General features: G+C 44.8%; 12 protein-coding genes. All 12 read left to right on the top strand.

Annotated elements, in window-relative coordinates; genetic code table 11:
- The first annotated feature begins 41 nt into the window (after positions 1-41).
- The 12 genes from recG to AC1DCV_RS09550 all read left to right on the top strand — a co-directional run bounded on the left by recG (position 42) and on the right by AC1DCV_RS09550 (position 17133).
- Positions 42-2183, top strand: coding sequence for an ATP-dependent DNA helicase RecG (gene recG, locus AC1DCV_RS09605; protein ID WP_477023431.1), 2142 nt, complete (start codon positions 42-44; stop codon positions 2181-2183).
- A gap of 194 nt (positions 2184-2377) precedes the next feature.
- Positions 2378-6070 (top strand): DUF7948 domain-containing protein, encoded by a 3693-nt coding sequence (locus AC1DCV_RS09600; protein WP_477023001.1) that lies wholly within the window; start codon positions 2378-2380, stop codon positions 6068-6070.
- A gap of 6 nt (positions 6071-6076) precedes the next feature.
- Positions 6077-7099, top strand: coding sequence for a PorP/SprF family type IX secretion system membrane protein (locus AC1DCV_RS09595; RefSeq protein ID WP_441573688.1), 1023 nt, complete (start codon positions 6077-6079; stop codon positions 7097-7099).
- Positions 7100-7146: 47 nt separating this feature from the next.
- A complete protein-coding gene (locus AC1DCV_RS09590) occupies positions 7147-8556 on the top strand; it encodes an FAD-binding oxidoreductase (RefSeq protein ID WP_477023000.1) in 1410 nt (469 codons plus the stop codon).
- A gap of 41 nt (positions 8557-8597) precedes the next feature.
- Entirely contained in the window at positions 8598-9191 is a 594-nt protein-coding gene (locus tag AC1DCV_RS09585) for a hypothetical protein (RefSeq protein ID WP_477022999.1), read from the top strand.
- 198 nt (positions 9192-9389) lie between these two features.
- Positions 9390-10067 (top strand): phosphonatase-like hydrolase, encoded by a 678-nt coding sequence (locus AC1DCV_RS09580; protein ID WP_477022998.1) that lies wholly within the window; start codon positions 9390-9392, stop codon positions 10065-10067.
- A 20-nt stretch (positions 10068-10087) separates the two neighbouring features.
- Positions 10088-11212, top strand: a complete 1125-nt coding sequence (locus AC1DCV_RS09575; RefSeq protein ID WP_477022997.1) for a TIGR03364 family FAD-dependent oxidoreductase — start codon at positions 10088-10090, stop codon at positions 11210-11212.
- Positions 11213-11680: 468 nt separating this feature from the next.
- Positions 11681-12379, top strand: coding sequence for an LOG family protein (locus AC1DCV_RS09570; RefSeq protein ID WP_441573693.1), 699 nt, complete (start codon positions 11681-11683; stop codon positions 12377-12379).
- A 250-nt stretch (positions 12380-12629) separates the two neighbouring features.
- Complete coding sequence (locus AC1DCV_RS09565) at positions 12630-13271, top strand: O-methyltransferase (RefSeq protein ID WP_477022996.1); 642 nt, start codon at positions 12630-12632, stop codon at positions 13269-13271.
- A gap of 24 nt (positions 13272-13295) precedes the next feature.
- Positions 13296-14744, top strand: a complete 1449-nt coding sequence (locus tag AC1DCV_RS09560) for a glucosaminidase domain-containing protein (RefSeq protein ID WP_477022995.1) — start codon at positions 13296-13298, stop codon at positions 14742-14744.
- A gap of 52 nt (positions 14745-14796) precedes the next feature.
- Complete coding sequence (hpt, locus tag AC1DCV_RS09555) at positions 14797-15342, top strand: hypoxanthine phosphoribosyltransferase (protein WP_441573696.1); 546 nt, start codon at positions 14797-14799, stop codon at positions 15340-15342.
- Between the two features lie 45 nt (positions 15343-15387).
- Positions 15388-17133, top strand: a complete 1746-nt coding sequence (locus tag AC1DCV_RS09550; protein WP_477022994.1) for a YfbK domain-containing protein — start codon at positions 15388-15390, stop codon at positions 17131-17133.
- Position 17134: the final 1 nt, after the last annotated feature.

Below are 17134 nucleotides of genomic sequence, written 5' to 3'. Positions count from 1 at the left end.
TAAAAGAGGCAAGTGGTGAATTTTTACCATTTGCCTTTTTTATTTTTGTTCTTCATAAAATCGAAATTGCCATTTCTACTTTTACTGCTATATTATCCAATCCGATAGAATACCTGAAAGGCGTAGGCCCCCAGAAAGGAGAACTGCTGCGCAAAGAAATCAAGGTGTATACCTTTGGCGACCTGCTGCAATATTTCCCTTTCCGTTATGTAGATCGTACCAGGATCGATAAAATCGCGTCCCTGAGCGGTTACGAGGATTTTGTGCAGATCCGGGGTAAGATCATCAATATGGTGGTCATGGGCGAAAACAGGGCCAAGAGACTGGTCGCCACTTTCAAGGATGAAACAGGCACCATAGACCTGGTTTGGTTTCAGGGTTGGCAGTGGATGCAAAAATCATTGCGTGAAAATGTAGCCTACCTGGTATTTGGGCGTATCTCTGTATTCAATGGAGTAACACAGCTGGCGCATCCTGAACTGGATTTACTCACTGAAGAAATTGCTACCGGGAAACAATTCCTGGAACCGGTATATTATACCACCGAAAAACTGAAGGCCCGCGGACTAACGGCAAAGGCTATAGGAAAATTAACAAAGAACTTACTCGAACAATTATCTCCCCTGGAGATAAGGGAAAATATTCCGCTGGAAGTATTACAGCAGTATCGTCTCATGCCCAGGTCCATGGCCTATTTCAGGATACACCAGCCGGCTAATGAAGATGATGCGCGACTGGCGCAGCGGCGGTTGAAATTTGAAGAACTGTTTATCGCGCAGATACGTATATGCAGGTTAAAGCTAAAAAGACATAAGCAGTCACATGGTTATGTGTTTGGTGCAGTAGGTGAATCATTTAATGAATTCTATAATCACCATCTCCCTTTTTCCTTAACAGGTGCACAAAAAAGAGTGCTGAAAGAAATCAGAACAGATACTGTACACGGGCGTCAGATGAATCGTTTGCTGCAGGGAGATGTAGGTAGCGGCAAAACCATGGTGGCACTATTGTCGATGCTACTGGCAAAAGACAACGGTTTTCAGGCTTGCCTGATGGCACCTACAGAAATCCTGTCGCAACAACACTACAAAGGTATTGCGGAATTGCTGGAAAAAATGGATGTAAAGGTGGCCTTACTCACCGGCAGCATCAAAGGCAAAGCAAGGCGAAAGATACTGGAGGAGGCGCTGGATGGCACTATTGACATACTGGTAGGTACGCATGCATTGTTGGAGAAAGAAGTACAGTTTAAAAACCTGGGGATGGCCATTGTAGATGAGCAACATCGTTTCGGTGTGGCACAACGGGCACGGCTATGGGAAAAAAATAATATACCCCCACATATACTGGTAATGACGGCAACGCCTATACCAAGAACGCTGGCGATGACGATCTACGGAGATCTGGATGTATCTGTTATAGACGAAATGCCGCCGGGACGTAAGCCTATTACCACCGTACACCGCACTGAATATCAGCGTCCGCAGGTAATGGATTTTATTAAGGAAGAAGTGAAAAAAGGTCGGCAGGCTTATATTGTTTACCCACTGATTGAAGATTCGGAGAAGCTGGACTATGAAAATCTGATGAAAGGATATGAAGAGGTGAAAGCTTTTTTCCCGGAACCGCGATACTATATCAGTATGGTACACGGGCGTCAGCCGGCGGAACAGCGGCAAACCAATATGCAGCGTTTTGTATCCGGAGATACACATATCATGGTAGCCACTACGGTAATTGAAGTAGGAGTAAACGTACCCAATGCTTCTGTGATGGTCATAGAAAGCACGGAACGCTTTGGCCTGTCGCAGCTTCATCAGTTGCGCGGCAGGGTAGGGCGCGGGGCAGAACAGTCCTTTTGCATACTCATGACCGGTAATAAGGTGAGTAATGACTCCAAAGAACGGATTAATGTGATGGTGCAGACCAATGATGGCTTTATCATTTCAGAGAAAGATATGGAACTCAGAGGCCCCGGCGATATTGAAGGAACCCGGCAAAGCGGGGTGCTGGACTTTAAACTGGCAGACATCATCGCAGATAAACCCATTCTGGATGCTGCCCGTGCCAGTGCCGAAAAGATACTGGAAGAAGACACCGATTTATTGTTGCCTGAAAATCAGGCATTAAAGGAATTTTTGGCCGCCCAGCGAAGTAAATCTATCTGGAGTAAAATTTCCTGAGGATTTTAACGTTTATTAATTGATGACGTGATAAAGTAAAACAGCTTCTGAGGCAGCCATTTCACCTTGTTTCCCATTTAGCCTATTATTCTTCGCATCAGAAGTTTTGTGCTTTCCCGACCGTAACAATTTGACAGGCTTCTGCGTTTATAGTATTATATTAGTTATTAAGTATAAAAATAAATCTAATCCCGTTGAAATTTACCTTCCCGACTGGTCTTATTGGATGGATGATTTGCTTTTTGTTGCCAGGACGAATCGCCCAGGCACAGCAGCAATCTGCGAATTACACCCCGCTGAATTTTATAGAGAACAAAGGGCAGTGGAACAAGGACGTTATTTATAAAACAGAGCTGGATGGTGCTTCTATCTTCCTGCGGAAAACAAGTTTTACTTTTCTCCTGTATAACAAAGCAGATATGTATGCGCTGGACGAAGCCGTACATGGGCACCCTGGTGCGCATGACAGCGTTGCGCTTGTTCCCCGCAATGCTACTGCAGCAAGCGCCATTCCCCCGCATCCGGGTGATGGCGGTGTGCCTTCACCACCAAGACCAGCAGGCTCGCTCCCCAATGTAAGAGGGCATGCATACAATATCAATTTTCTAAACACCTCTCCTGGTTTACAAATCGCTCCTGAAAAAGAACAGGAAGCCATGAGTAACTATATCCTGGGTAATGATCCCAGCAAGTGGGCTTCCAATGTGAAAACGTTTCAGGGAGTTACCTATAATGGCATTTACGCAGGTATAGATGCACACATTTACTCCGAAGCATCTCAACTGAAGTACGACCTGATTGTGCATCCCGGTGCTAATCCGAATGAAATTCAACTGGAATATGAAGGGGCTACCGGCATGGAACTGAAGAAAGGACAACTCTATGTACATACTTCTGTAGGTGATGCCATTGAACAGTTACCCTATGCTTACCAGTATATTAATAATCAACGTATATCCGTAAAGGTGGCCTATAAGCTGAATGGCAATAAAGTAGGCTTTAAAGTATCAGGAGAGTATGATCCGGCGTATACACTTGTGATAGATCCGATTTATGTTTTCTCTACTGTATCCGGCTCCCGTTCAGATAACTGGGGCTTTACCGCTACTTATGATGATGCCGGTAATTTTTACKGCGGCGGTATTGTATTTGGAAGCGGTTACCCGGTAACGCCCGGGGCCGTACAAAGTGTTTTCCAGGGACCCGGTGGTGGTAATTCTGCTTTCGATATCGGCATTTCCAAGTTTAATTCGAACGGCACCAGACTGCTTTATGCTACTTACTTAGGTGGAAATGGCCTGGATCAGCCACATAGTTTGTTTGTAGATCCCCTGGGTAACCTGGTGATTTCCGGCAGAACTACTTCAGCTGATTATCCCAGTACAAAAATTATTGGCGCCGATCACAGGGGAGGATGGGACATTGCCATTACCAAATTAAACGCAACAGGTACTGCGTTGATTGGTTCCCTGATTATAGCCGGTAGTGCAGACGATGGGGTAAATATCAGGGCAGATCGTTTTCAGGGTCCTTCTGTGTTGTTGCGCAACTATGGTGATGATGCACGCAGCGAAGTAGTGATAGATAATGCAGGGTACATTTATGTAGCCAGCTGTACGCGCTCGGGTGACTTTCCGGTAACGCCCGGTGTTTTCCAGGACAAAATCAGTGGTTCTCAGGACGGGGTGATCATGAAAATAAACCCTATGTGCGGAGACCTGGTATGGGCCAGTTACCTGGGAGGTACCAAAGAGGATGCTGCTTATGTGATTGCCTTAAATGGTCTTAATACCTTGTATGTGGCTGGTGGAACTGCCAGCAGCGATTTTCCAATAAAAGGAACTCCGTTGTATAAAGATTATCGTGGTGGTGTATGTGACGGGTTTATAGCGCATATCTCCAATGACGGAAAAACTATTTTGCAAAGTACTTTTCTGGGGTCAGACAATGCATCTGCCGATCAGATATATGGTATTCAGCTGGATAAAAACGGTTTTGTGTATGTAACAGGTACTACAGAAGGCAACTGGCCAATTAAGATACCTCCCGGTTATTACAATGACAACAGCCTTCAGTTTATTTGCAAGCTAAAAGCAGACCTGAGTGAGTTTGTATATTCTACCACCTTTGGTCGTAGCAAATCGATGATCAGTGCGCCTAATATTTCACCTACTGCTTTCCTGGTAGATCGTTGTGAAAATGTATACGTATCCGGTTGGGGCGGTGGTATTAATATCAACCTGAGATATCCTAACTCCGGTACCATAGGACTTCGTACTACGCCTGATGCATTGCAACGTACTACCGACGGTATGGACTTTTATTTCTTTGTATTAAAACGTGATGCTACCCAACAACTATATGGAAGCTTCTTTGGCGGTAATGGTCTCTTTGAACACGTAGATGGAGGTACCAGCCGGTTTGATAAAAATGGGATCATTTACCAGGGTATCTGTGCCTGGTGTAATGTACAAGGCAATTTCAAACCAAGGTATCCAACCACGCCGGGTGCTTACTCCAGTACACCGCCTCCTGGTTGTAACTTCGGTGCGCTGAAAATTGCATTTAACCTGGATGGTATAAAAGCAGGAATCAAAACACTGGATCGCCGGGTGAATTATTGCGTACCGGAAACAATTACGTTCGTGGATACTACCCGTCGGCCCGGTAAAACATTTGAATGGTTTTTTGATGATGGCTCTCCGCTGCAGACAGGAGGACAGGAACTGGATACGGTGAAACATACGTTTACCAAAGTGGGCAGCTATCGTGTAAGACTGGTGAAGATTGATCCCGAAAGCTGTAACGTATCAGATACCGCTTATATCACCGTGAAACTGGGGAATAATAAGGCAGACTTCAACTTTGACGCAAAAAGACAGGATCCTTGCGACAGTTTGAAATACATGTTCACCAACCTGTCTGTTACACCGGCCAACCAGTTCAGAGATAGTTCTTTTATCATGGATTATGGTGACGGTACACCTCCTTTCTACACCGGACTGGATACCTTCCCACTCTTCCATTATTACAAAGCAGCCGGTATTTATAATGCCACTTTAACACTGATAGATACCAACTTTTGTAATGCCCCGCAAACACAAACAAAGGCATTGCGTGTAGCCATTAACGTGGTAGCAGCATTTACGCTTCCCGATACGGTATGTGTAGGCACAGAATTACAGATGGATAATACTACACTCGGTGGTGAATCTTTTACCTGGACCTTTGAGGATGACGGCAGTACTTCATCAGATCCTTATCCACTGCATACTTTCAGGAAAGCAGGTCGCTGGAAAATTTCCTTGCTGGTGCTGGATCCAAATACCTGCAATAAAAAAGACAGTATCTCCAAATTTATACTGGTGGCGAATCCGCCGGTAGCAGATTTTGAATATTCGCCTACTAAACCAATAGAAAATACACCTGTTCAATTTGTGAATACTTCCACAGCGGATGCGTCTCATTTCCTATGGAATTTTGGAGATGGAGATACTACTTCAGTGGCAAACCCTTCACATCAATACCTGAGATCAGGGACCTATAATGTTTGTTTGACTGCCTTTAACAGAGAAGGATGTACTGCTACCACCTGTAAAGAGGTGAGTGCAATAGTAGTACCGTTGTTCGATGTGCCGAATGCTTTTGCACCCAGCGGCAAGAACAATATATTTTATGTGAAAGCTTTTGGTGCGACCAAATTCAATCTTAAAATATTTAATCGTTGGGGACAATTGGTTTTTGAAAGTTCGGATCCCCGGATCGGATGGGATGGCCGGTTTAAAGGAAATATTCAGCCCATGGATGCTTACGCCTATATTGTAAACCTTGAGTTTACAGATGGCACGAAAGGCAGCAGATCAGGAAGTGTAACCTTGTTAAGATGATGAGCCATGAATCAGATTGTTAAATTATCAACATGCCTGGCAATATTGTTAATTGTTGCTGTGGGAGGTTATGCACAAGACCTTCACTTTTCACAATTTTTCAATTCGCCATTGACAACTAATCCCGCGAATACCGGTTTTATTCCGGATGGAAACTACCGTATTGGTATTAATTACCGTGACCAGTGGGCCACTATTCCAGTGCCTTATAAAACCATGTCTGTGTATGGCGACTTCCAGTTGTTCCGCGACAGACTTGAATATGGATGGGTAGGTATTGGCGGGGTACTGCTTCGTGATGTGGCAGGTGCCGGCAATCTTACTTCTACCAAAGGATATGCGTCTATAGCTTACCATCAGTTACTGGGACAAAGCAGTTTATTGTCATTAGGATTTAACGCCGGTTCAGCCGGTAAACGGGTGGATATCACCAAGCTGACGTTTGGTGATCAGTGGAATGGAAAGTTCTTTGATTCGCAGATTCCTACCGGGGAGCCTATTACGCAAAGCAGTGTGAATTATTTTGATTTACAGGCAGGTATGAACTATGCGTATTTTCCTACAGAGAATATTTATGTAAATGCCGGCTTTTCGGTACAACATATTAACACACCCCGGGAAACTTTTTATGATGGCAACAATGTTATACCACGCCGTTACATTGGTTTCCTGAATGCCAGTATCAAGATGAGTGACAAAGTGATCCTTAATCCGGCAGCGTATTACGCTACACAGGCAGGGGCAAAGGAATTGATGCTGGGTGCAAATGCTGCCTATAATCTTTCCGGAGATGGGGTACAGCAACTGTTCGGTGGACTTTACTACAGGGCCAATGATGCGGCTATTTTCCTGGTAGGGTACCAGCTGAATGCTATAAAGTTTATGTTTAACTACGATATTACCACTTCTGGATTGTCTGCTGCTAACAATCGCCGTGGTGCTTATGAATTGGGAATTGTATACACAGGTTTGTACACCAACCGCTCTTTCAGCAATGCAAGAAGGTCTACCATCTGTCCCTCTTTTTAACCTGCCGGATATTACCACCAAACCGGCATTATGATTATTTTTGTTTCATGACAACGTTTAATAAAGTAACTGCTGCCCATATAGCGGCATTACGGGAAATAGCCGGAGTGCAATATGTATTGGCCGACGAAGAAAGTATGAGCCGTTACGCGCAGGATGAAACTGAAGACCTGCACTACCTGCCCGAAGTGGTGGTGAAACCCGATACCACAGAACAAGTAAGCCGTATTATGCGTTTATGTAACCAGGAGTTGTTGCCTGTAACGCCTCGTGGTGGGGGTACTGGCCTCAGCGGTGGTGCGTTGGCGCAGTTTGGCGGCGTCCTGATTTCTATGGAGCGGTTTAACCGCATCACCCTGATCGATGAAAGGAATCTGCAGGTCATCACCGAGCCAGGCGTCATCACCGAAGAGCTGCAGAATGCAGTGAAAGAAAAGGGATTGTTTTATCCACCGGATCCCAGCAGCCGGGGCACCTGTTTTATAGGAGGAAATATTGCCGAAAATTCCGGTGGGCCCAAAGCGGTGAAATATGGCGTGGTAAAGGATTATGTACTGAACCTGGAACTGGTATTGCCGAACGGGGAAATTATCTGGACCGGCGCCAATGTCCTGAAAAACGCAACCGGTTATAATCTTACGCAGCTGATAGTGGGCAGCGAAGGCACCCTGGGTATTGTCACTAAAATAGTATTAAGACTGATTCCATTGCCCAAAAACGACCTGTTGATGCTCGTACCTTTCCGCTCTGCCGAAAGTGCCTGCGCAGCAGTAAGTGCTATTTTCCGCGCAGGATATACACCTTCTGCCATGGAGTTTATGGAAAGAGATGCCCTGGAATGGGTGACCCAATATGTACAAAGTAATGCCGTTAAAATCGAAGACGATATACAAGCTCATCTCCTGATAGAAGTAGACGGTAACTATCCCGAAGTACTGATGCAGGAAATGGAAGGAATAGCAGGCGTGGTAGAAAGTTTTGATATCGGTGAAATCCTGTTTGCAGAAGATGCACAGCAGAAAGATGAACTCTGGAAACTGCGTCGCCGGGTAGCAGAAGCAGTGAAAGCAAATTCAGTGTATAAAGAAGAAGATACCGTAGTTCCCCGCGCCGAGTTGCCGGTTTTGCTGAAGGGTGTAAAGGAAATCGGTAGTAAGTATGGATTTCTTTCTGTATGCTATGGACATGCCGGTGATGGTAATCTCCATGTAAATATTATCAGAGGTACCCTTACGGAAGAACAGTGGAATGGTACCCTCACGGAAGGAATACGGGAAATATTTGAACTGGTGAAACAACTGGGTGGTACCATCTCCGGAGAGCATGGTATTGGGTTGGTGCAGAAGAGCTATATGGATATAATTTTTGATCAGACGTCTATGCAGCTCATGAAGCAAATAAAGCAGATCTTTGATCCGAAAAATATATTAAACCGGGGTAAAATTTTTGATTGTTAAACTTTTCTTCCGGGAAATAGTTAAACCTAATAAATCTGAACATGAAACGTTTATTGATATGTTTTTTCTTACTGGCTGCTGTGCAGCTGGCGCATGCCCAATATTATAAAACAGATACGCTTACGCATAAAGGATTTGATCGTTCTAAGCTGATACTGGGAGGCTCTCTGGGAGTAGTGTTTGGAGATTATACCAATGTAGATATTTCTCCGCTGGTGGGTTATCGTTTCTCAGAGTACATCGCGGCCGGTATTAATGTGAACGCACAATACGGACAATACAAGTCCATTGATTATGTTACTGACAGGACCATACAACGTGACAAGTATACCATTTTTGGTGGGGGAGTATGGGGGCGTGTATATCCGCTGCCTATGCTGTTTATACATATTCAGCCGGAGTACAACTTTGTAACGCAGTCCTCCACTGTTTATGACACACCTGGAAGAGATGATAAAAGAACCTTTAAAACCAACTATGGTGTGCCGAGTTTGCTAATAGGTGCGGGTTATACACAGAGCGTTGGTGGAAGAGTTGGTATTGGTATTTCAATTTTATATGATGTGTTGCAGGACAACCGGTCTCCCTACAACAATAACCTGATATACAGAGTGGGTGCGGGTTTAGGGTTTTAAACAGGATTCTTTTTACTGATTTTTTCAGGCAGAGATATAAAAAGAAAGCCGGATCATCTGTTCAACAGATGATCCGGCTTTCTTTTTGGCAGCAGGTATCCTGGCTACAATATTAACCGCATGTTAAATGTTTATAAATGCTAAACTTTATTTTACCGACTACATATCTTTGCGGAATATTTTAATAATCAGGAAAAGATGGGAATAGCATTAGTTGTTTTTGATATTGCGGGTACTACCCTGCATGATGAGTCCAATGTGGCGAAAGTATTACAGCAAACCGTTCAACTGGCGGGAGTTTCCGTAACAGTAGAAGAAGTAAATGAAGTAATGGGATATGCGAAGCCATATGCCATCCGTTACCTGTTGCAGCATAAACAGGATAGCCGTTACAGTGACGAAGCATTTATCAGCCAGTTGCATGATCGTTTCGTGGCCGATATGAAATCATACTATGCTACCAATCCGGCGGTACGTGAAAAAGAGGGTGTATCAGCCGTATTTGCCGCATTAAAAGCAAAGGGTATTAAAGTGGCCCTGGATACAGGTTTTGATCGTGCTATCACCGATGTAATTCTTGAAAGAGTAGGCTGGCAGAAAAACGGATTGATAGATGCCGTAGCTACCAGTGATGAAGTACCTTTTGGTCGTCCTTATCCGTACATGATATACCGTATTATGGAAGAATTGGAAATCCGCAGTATACAGTCGGTGGCTAAAACCGGCGATACCATTTCTGATCTGGAAGAAGGTACCAATGCAGGATGCCGTTATGTGATAGGTGTTACCACCGGCGCATATACCCGTGAAGAACTGGAGAAGGGCCCGCATACACATTTAGTGGCTACACTGGATGAACTGCTCTCCATTTTTTAATACTATTCATTTCTTATAACATGCAACAACAGGCAGATGTAGCAGTAATAGGCGCTGGTATTGTAGGTTTAGCAATGGCTTACCACCTGGCTGCCAAAGGGAAAAAAGTTGTTTTATTTGAACGGAACAGTAAAGCGATCAGTGCTTCCATCCGCAACTTCGGCCTGGTATGGCCGGTAGGGCAAACGGCCGGAAAAATGCATGACCGTGCCATGCGTAGCCGTGCTACCTGGAAGGAGCTGGCAGCCGCTACGGGTCTGCAGTGTCAGGAAACGGGATCCCTGCACCTGGCATATGAAAAAGATGAGCTGGCCGTGCTGGAAGAATTTGCACAGGCAGCTCCCGGCAACGGATATAACGTTGAATTACTGACGCCATCACAGGTAGGAAAATATACGCAGGCCATTAAAACCGGCGGATTAAAAGGTGCAATGTGGAGTTCCACTGAAATGACTGTAAACCCGCGTCAGGCCAGTGCTGCCATCGCAAAGTACCTCGAAGAAAAAATGAATGTCACCGTTCGTTTTGGTACTGCTGTAAATGGCATCAACATGCCTTACATTGAAACCAGGGCAGAAAAGTGGAAAGTGGATGAAGTGTTTGTATGTAGCGGAGCCGACTTTGAAACGCTTTATCCTGCTGAGTTTGCGGCTGCACCATTGAAAAAGTGCAAACTGCAGATGATGCGTACAATTCCGCAACCAGGCAACTGGCAGCTGGGACCTGCGCTGTGTGCAGGTTTAACACTGGCACATTATTCAGCGTTTGATAGCTGTAAAGCCCTGGTACCTTTGAAGCAACGTTTTGCGGCGGAGATGCCGGAGTATGTGAAATGGGGCATTCATCTGCTTATTTCTCAAAATGGCGCCGGTGAACTCACCATCGGAGACTCACATGAATATGGTCCGGACTTCGAACCATTTGATAAAGCATTTATCAATGACCTGATCCTGAAATATATGCATACCTTCCTGCAGGCACCGGACTATACAATACAGGAGCAATGGCACGGCATCTATCCAAAACTCACCAATGGTGAAACGGACCTGGTGTTTTCACCTGAAAAAAATGTAACGATAGTAAATGGAATGGGCGGCGCCGGAATGACATTGTCATTTGGCCTGGCACAGGAGATAACAGCATAAAGCGTAAAGCAAAAAGCTATTATAGCGAATGATAGGAGCAATAGGGGAGCCAATACCTGCTTAACTCATTCGCTATAATAGCTTTTTGCTTTATGCCTTCCGCTTTCCGCTTTACAAAAGATACTTTGCGTAATCTCGATAAATTTAAATTAGGTAATTGCTCAAATAATTGATAAATTAAATTCAGATTAAGCGTTATGAAAACACCTGTTGAATAAAACGATAGTTAACTTTCGAATCATTTTCAACAATATTTATTTTTAATTGCCAGCATTAGCAACGTTTCTGCAGCGATGTTTTTTAAACATCGCTGCACGTTCATAACGTGTTAAATGTAAAGCAGGTTTCTCTATAGTTACCTGCTTTTTTGTTTTTAATGCAGTGTCTGTAAGCTAATTATTATATAAATTACAGTATTCCACGTATATGCAGGTGGAAGGTGTTTTATGTATAATAAAAAGTAATCGCATGAACAGCAGTATAAAGAATCTTAAGGAAAGAGACTGGACGGAGACAAGAGCGCATTCCAGCTGGCAGATATTCAAAATTATGGCGGAGTTTGTTGAAGGCTTTGAGAAGCTGGCAAAAATCGGCCCCTGTATATCTATTTTCGGTTCGGCACGTACAAAACCGGGCAACCATTATTACGATCTGGCCCAGGAAATAGCTACCAAACTGGCGGAGGAAGGATTCGGTATTATTACCGGTGGTGGCCCCGGTGTAATGGAAGCTGCCAACAAAGGCGCACAGGCTGCACATGGTAAATCAGTAGGTGCCAATATTTCCCTCCCACATGAGCAACATCCCAATGTGTTTATTGATCCGGAAAACAGCCTGAATTTTGACTATTTCTTTGTCCGCAAAGTGATGTTCACCAAATACTCCCAGGGATTTGTGATGATGCCGGGCGGTTTTGGTACCATGGATGAATTTTTCGAGGTTGCTACCCTGATTCAAACCAAGAAAATGGAGGAAACCCCCATGGTATTGGTAGGTCGTGAGTACTGGAGTGGCCTGCTGGATTGGATCCGCAACGTGATGATGGAAAAAGAAAGCAACATTAATCCACAGGACCTCGATTTGCTGCAGTTGTTTGATACCGCAGAAGAAGTAGTGGAATATTTCCGTGTTTTCTACACCACCAATAAATTAAGACCTAACTTCTGATAGGAGCGCTTAAGGCGAAAAGCAGAAAGCAAAAAGCTATTGCAGGGGATGATTAACGTTAACGGTTATCCGCGGCAATAGCTTTTTGATTTCTGCTTTCAGCTTTCGCCAGAATAAAATACCCATAAATAACGTTTACGTATATATCAGGTGGGCATCCCGGTAATCATCCGCTATAATAGCTTTTACCTTTTTGCTTTCTGCCTTCTGCTTTTTCCTTAGCTTTGCAGAAATTCTAATATTTTAATATATGGAGCTCATACCGGCAGCAGTAGAGGCCTATTCAGAAAAATACACCAGCGCAGAAAGTGAACTGATGCATCAGTTGAACCGGGAAACACATCTGAAAGTAGAGCTGCCGCATATGTTAAGCGGTCAGGTACAGGGGAAATTTTTAAGCATGGTGAGTCATATGATTCATCCACGCCGTATCCTGGAACTGGGCACTTATACCGGATATTCTGCTATTTGCCTGGCTGCAGGTCTTACTACAGACGGCATTTTGCATACCATAGATATCAATGAAGAACTGGAAACCCTTTGTCATCGCTATTTTGAGGCAAGCGGACAAGCAGATAAAATTAAAATGCACATAGGCAAAGCTGCCGACATCATTGAACAGCTGGACGAAGTATTTGACCTGGTATTCATTGATGCAGACAAAACAGGCTATGAGCAATATTACGACCAGGTATGGGATAAATTACGTCCTGGTGGATTTATCCTGGCAGATAATGTACTGTATCACGGACAGGTGTTGGCACCTGAAAATGAGCAGGGTCGCCAGGCGAAGGCAATGATCAGTTTTTGTGAGAAAGTGTTGGCGGACGATCGTGCCGAACAGGTATTACTCACCATCCGTGATGGTGTCCTGATGATCAGGAAGAAATAACACGCCCATTAAATCCGAAAATACATGCAAGTAAGAAAATTCTTATTGGTTGTCAGTTTTCTTATTGGCTTCGTTTCCGTGCTGCAGGCTCAGTCTATGACCACCCCGCAGTATATTGCTACCTATAAAAACTTAGCCATTGAGGAAATGCGCCGTTCCGGCGTGCCTGCCGCTATCAAACTGGCGCAGGGCATTATTGAAACACAATCCGGCAACGGTACTTTGTGTTTGCAGTCGAATAACCACTTTGGTATTAAATGTAAGAATACCTGGACCGGCAAAACCATTAAATACGATGATGATGCTGCCCAGGAGTGCTTCCGGGTGTATGAAACGGCGCGTGATTCCTATCGGGATCATTCCGATTTTCTGCATAATAATCCTCGTTATGCATTTCTTTTCCAATTTGACGGAGATGATTATAAATCGTGGGCATTTGGATTAAAACAGGCCGGATACGCCACTAACAAAACCTACCCGCAGCAGTTGATCAAGGTGATAGAAGACTATAACCTGCAACAATATACGATGATTGCCATGGGAAAGGCCGCCCCAGGCAGTGCTACTGAGGTCGATAATACAGTGTATGCTGAGGTAACGCCCAAGCAGGAAGCGAAAGCATCTCCCGGAAAAAATAATCATAACTACAATAAACCGGTAGCCGGTAATTATCCGAAAGGCATATTTGAAATCAATGGCCGTAAAGCCGTTTACGTAAAGGCTGGTACATCGCTGATCCAGGTAGCCGATCAGCGCAACATGCGCCTACGTAAACTGGTACGCTTCAACGACCTGGAAAATGATAATCCTCCCGCAAAAGACATGATTATCTTCTTACAAAAGAAAAGTAAGCGGGGTAATAAAGAATTTCATCCGGTAGCCAATGGAGAAACCATGCATGACGTGGCCCAGGCAGAAGGGGTACAGCTCAGATGGCTGCGCCGCCGTAATAAAATGAATGAAGGTGAGGAGCCTGCAGCCGGACAGCGCTTAACATTGGACGGTTTTGCCAACAGCGCTCCCCGCTTAGCTAAAAATACCCGGGTGCTGAAGGAAGAAGACCAGGAACCACCGGAGGATTTTTCTCCGCGTAAAGCCCTGGAAGGCATGAAGGAAGAAGTGGCAAAAAATGCTTCCGGACCCACCGCGGTGCCGGAAACCAAACCTGCCCAACAACCCAAGGGTGGTATACCCGTTGCCATGATTGAAGATCTGAAGAAAGCAGGAGAGGTGACTACTTCCGGTAGCACCACTACGCCAAAGGCTTCTATGCCGCAGCCTGCACCAGCTCCAGCAACGCCTAAACCAGCGCCGGTGCAGAAAGCAGGGTCACAGTACCACGATGTGCAACCCAAGGAAACACTGTATGGTATTGCTAAAATGTACAACAAGTCTGTTACGCAGATACAGGAATGGAATAATTTGCAGGGCTTCGATATAAAAATCGGTCAGCGCCTGCTGGTGAATAAATAAGCTGCGATCTTTTTGCGCTTATAATTGTTAAATAAGGAAATGTAGAAGTATTATGTCGGTAATCAAAGTGCATGACAAGCAGTTCCAGCCCTACATCAGTGCTATAGAATTGCAGCAGCGAATTAAGGAAATGGCGGAACAAATTAATAAGGATCTGGAGGGAGAGCGCCCTTTGTTCATTGCCATTTTGAATGGCTCATTTATGTTTGCCGCAGATATGTTTAAGTACCTCACTATAGAGGCGGAGATTTCCTTCATTAAACTGGCCTCTTATAAAGGAACCAAATCAACCGGTAACGTAGTACAGGCCATAGGTTTGGACGAAGACCTCTTTGGCCGTACCGTGGTAATCCTGGAAGATATTGTGGATACCGGTAAAACCATGAGCCAGTTTCTCCCGCAGCTGGAACATCAACAGCCGAAAAAACTGATCGTTGCCTCCCTGCTCACCAAGCCCGATGCAATGGTACATCCCATTAAAATTGACTACCTCGGCTTCTCTGTGCCAGATAAGTTCCTGTTAGGATATGGACTCGATTATGATGGCCTGGGCCGGAATTTGCCTGCTATTTACCAGCTGGTAGAATCTGCAGAATAATTATTTTTTCCGGGCAAGTGCCCGGAAAAAATCTTATCTTAATACATGCAGAAATTCCTTTTACTCTTGTTGTTTTGGGGTGGAGGGCTGCAAGCGCAAACAATCTGGGTATCGGGAGCGGTTGAAGACAGTATATCGCATCGCCCCGTTTCCGGCGTACAGGTGAAGGTGATGGATGACACAGCTAATGTGGTCACAAACGCTTTCGGTCTTTTTAGAATTGTAATCCCCAGGGCTACCGCCAAACTATTGCTCACACAAAACGGTTATCTACCCAAAGAGATAACGGTAAGTAAATCCGACAGACTACTAGTAACGTTATCGCCTGTACGAAAAGATACAGACCCCATTGCCATGGCCAAAGCCAGGTCTAAAATGTTGCATAGCAGCAACCCTAATTATGGCAATACCGGTATGGGCATTCACTCCTTTTACAATGAAACTTACGGCGCTATCTATGAAAATAAGTTTGTGCGCACAGACAGCCATCCTTTGTCCTCCTTTGCCATTGACGTAGACAGGGCAGCCTACAGTAATATCCGCCGCTTCCTGCGCCTCAAAGAGCCCGTACCCGTGGATGCTGTAAGGATTGAGGAGATGATTAATTACTTTCATTACGATTACCCGTTGCCGTTAGCAGGTCAAAGTATGGCCCTGTACAGTAACTATACTACCTGTCCCTGGGAAGCCAGCCACCGCCTCCTGCAGATTGCTATCAGGGCCCGCGCACTGGAGACGGACAGCTTTCCCGCCAGTAACCTCGTTTTTCTCATAGATGTTTCCGGTTCCATGGGCACACCCAATAAATTGCCCTTGCTACAGGCCGCATTTCGTATCCTGGTAAATAACCTCCGTCCAACAGATAAAGTAGCCATCGTGGCTTATGCCGGGGAACCCGGGGTGATGCTGTCATCTACCCCTGGTGATCAGAAAGCTAAAATTCTAAATGCCATCGACAATTTGAATGCCGGAGGATCTACCGCCGGCGAAGCCGCCATAAAAATGGCTTACCGCATTGCAGCAGAGCAATATATTCCGGATGGCAATAACCGCGTAATACTGGCTACTGATGGTGATTTCAACGTGGGTCTCAGCAGTGATGAGGAAATGGAACAACTGATTCTACAGCAGAAAGAAAGTGGTGTATTGTTGACCTGCCTGGGATTCGGGATGAAGAATTATAAGGACTCCAAGCTGCAATCCTTATCCAGTAAAGGAAATGGCAACTTTGCGTATATAGATGATCTGGAAGAAGCCAATAAAATATTTGCCCGTGAATTCGGCAGTACCCTGTTTACGATTGCCCGCGATGTGCAATCGGAAGTATGGTTTAACCCTGCCCTGGTAAAATCGTATAGGCTTATTGGTTATGAAAATAAAATACTGCCGGCAGATACTACGATGAAAAGTGAATACAACGGAGGAGTGATAGGTAGCGGGCATTGCTCCGTAGCGTTATATGAAATAATACCTGCAGCAGCAGCACCGGTGAAGGATACGCTGCTTGCCCACATAAGAATAACTTATCGCGATCCGCAGGACACAACAGTAAAGTACTTACCCGGCATTATTCCTGCGGAGCTGAAAAATTTTGACAAAGCATCAGATGATTGCCGTTTTGCAACAGCGGTAGCGTTGTTTGGTATGGTATTGCGCAAATCGTCTTATTGTGGTACGGGCAATACAGACATGGTGATGCAAATAGCACGTAATGCCCTGGGCGATGACAATGGTCATTACCGGAAGGAGTTTCTAAAGATGGTAAAAATGGTGCGTAAAGGAAAGCATTAAG

It is taken from the genome of Chitinophaga sp. 10T418 (genome assembly GCF_056394125.1).
Note: the sequence above shows the minus strand (reverse complement) of the source record. Positions and strands in the feature narration are given on the sequence as shown.

Coding starts and splice junctions, on each gene's coding strand:
- AC1DCV_RS09595 (WP_441573688.1), top strand. CDS start 6,077: ATGAATCAGATTGTTAAATTATCAACATGCCTGGCAATATTGTTAATT.
- AC1DCV_RS09590 (WP_477023000.1), top strand. CDS start 7,147: ATGACAACGTTTAATAAAGTAACTGCTGCCCATATAGCGGCATTACGG.
- AC1DCV_RS09585 (WP_477022999.1), top strand. CDS start 8,598: ATGAAACGTTTATTGATATGTTTTTTCTTACTGGCTGCTGTGCAGCTG.
- AC1DCV_RS09580 (WP_477022998.1), top strand. CDS start 9,390: ATGGGAATAGCATTAGTTGTTTTTGATATTGCGGGTACTACCCTGCAT.
- AC1DCV_RS09575 (WP_477022997.1), top strand. CDS start 10,088: ATGCAACAACAGGCAGATGTAGCAGTAATAGGCGCTGGTATTGTAGGT.
- AC1DCV_RS09570 (WP_441573693.1), top strand. CDS start 11,681: ATGAACAGCAGTATAAAGAATCTTAAGGAAAGAGACTGGACGGAGACA.
- AC1DCV_RS09565 (WP_477022996.1), top strand. CDS start 12,630: ATGGAGCTCATACCGGCAGCAGTAGAGGCCTATTCAGAAAAATACACC.
- AC1DCV_RS09560 (WP_477022995.1), top strand. CDS start 13,296: ATGCAAGTAAGAAAATTCTTATTGGTTGTCAGTTTTCTTATTGGCTTC.
- hpt (WP_441573696.1), top strand. CDS start 14,797: ATGTCGGTAATCAAAGTGCATGACAAGCAGTTCCAGCCCTACATCAGT.
- AC1DCV_RS09550 (WP_477022994.1), top strand. CDS start 15,388: ATGCAGAAATTCCTTTTACTCTTGTTGTTTTGGGGTGGAGGGCTGCAA.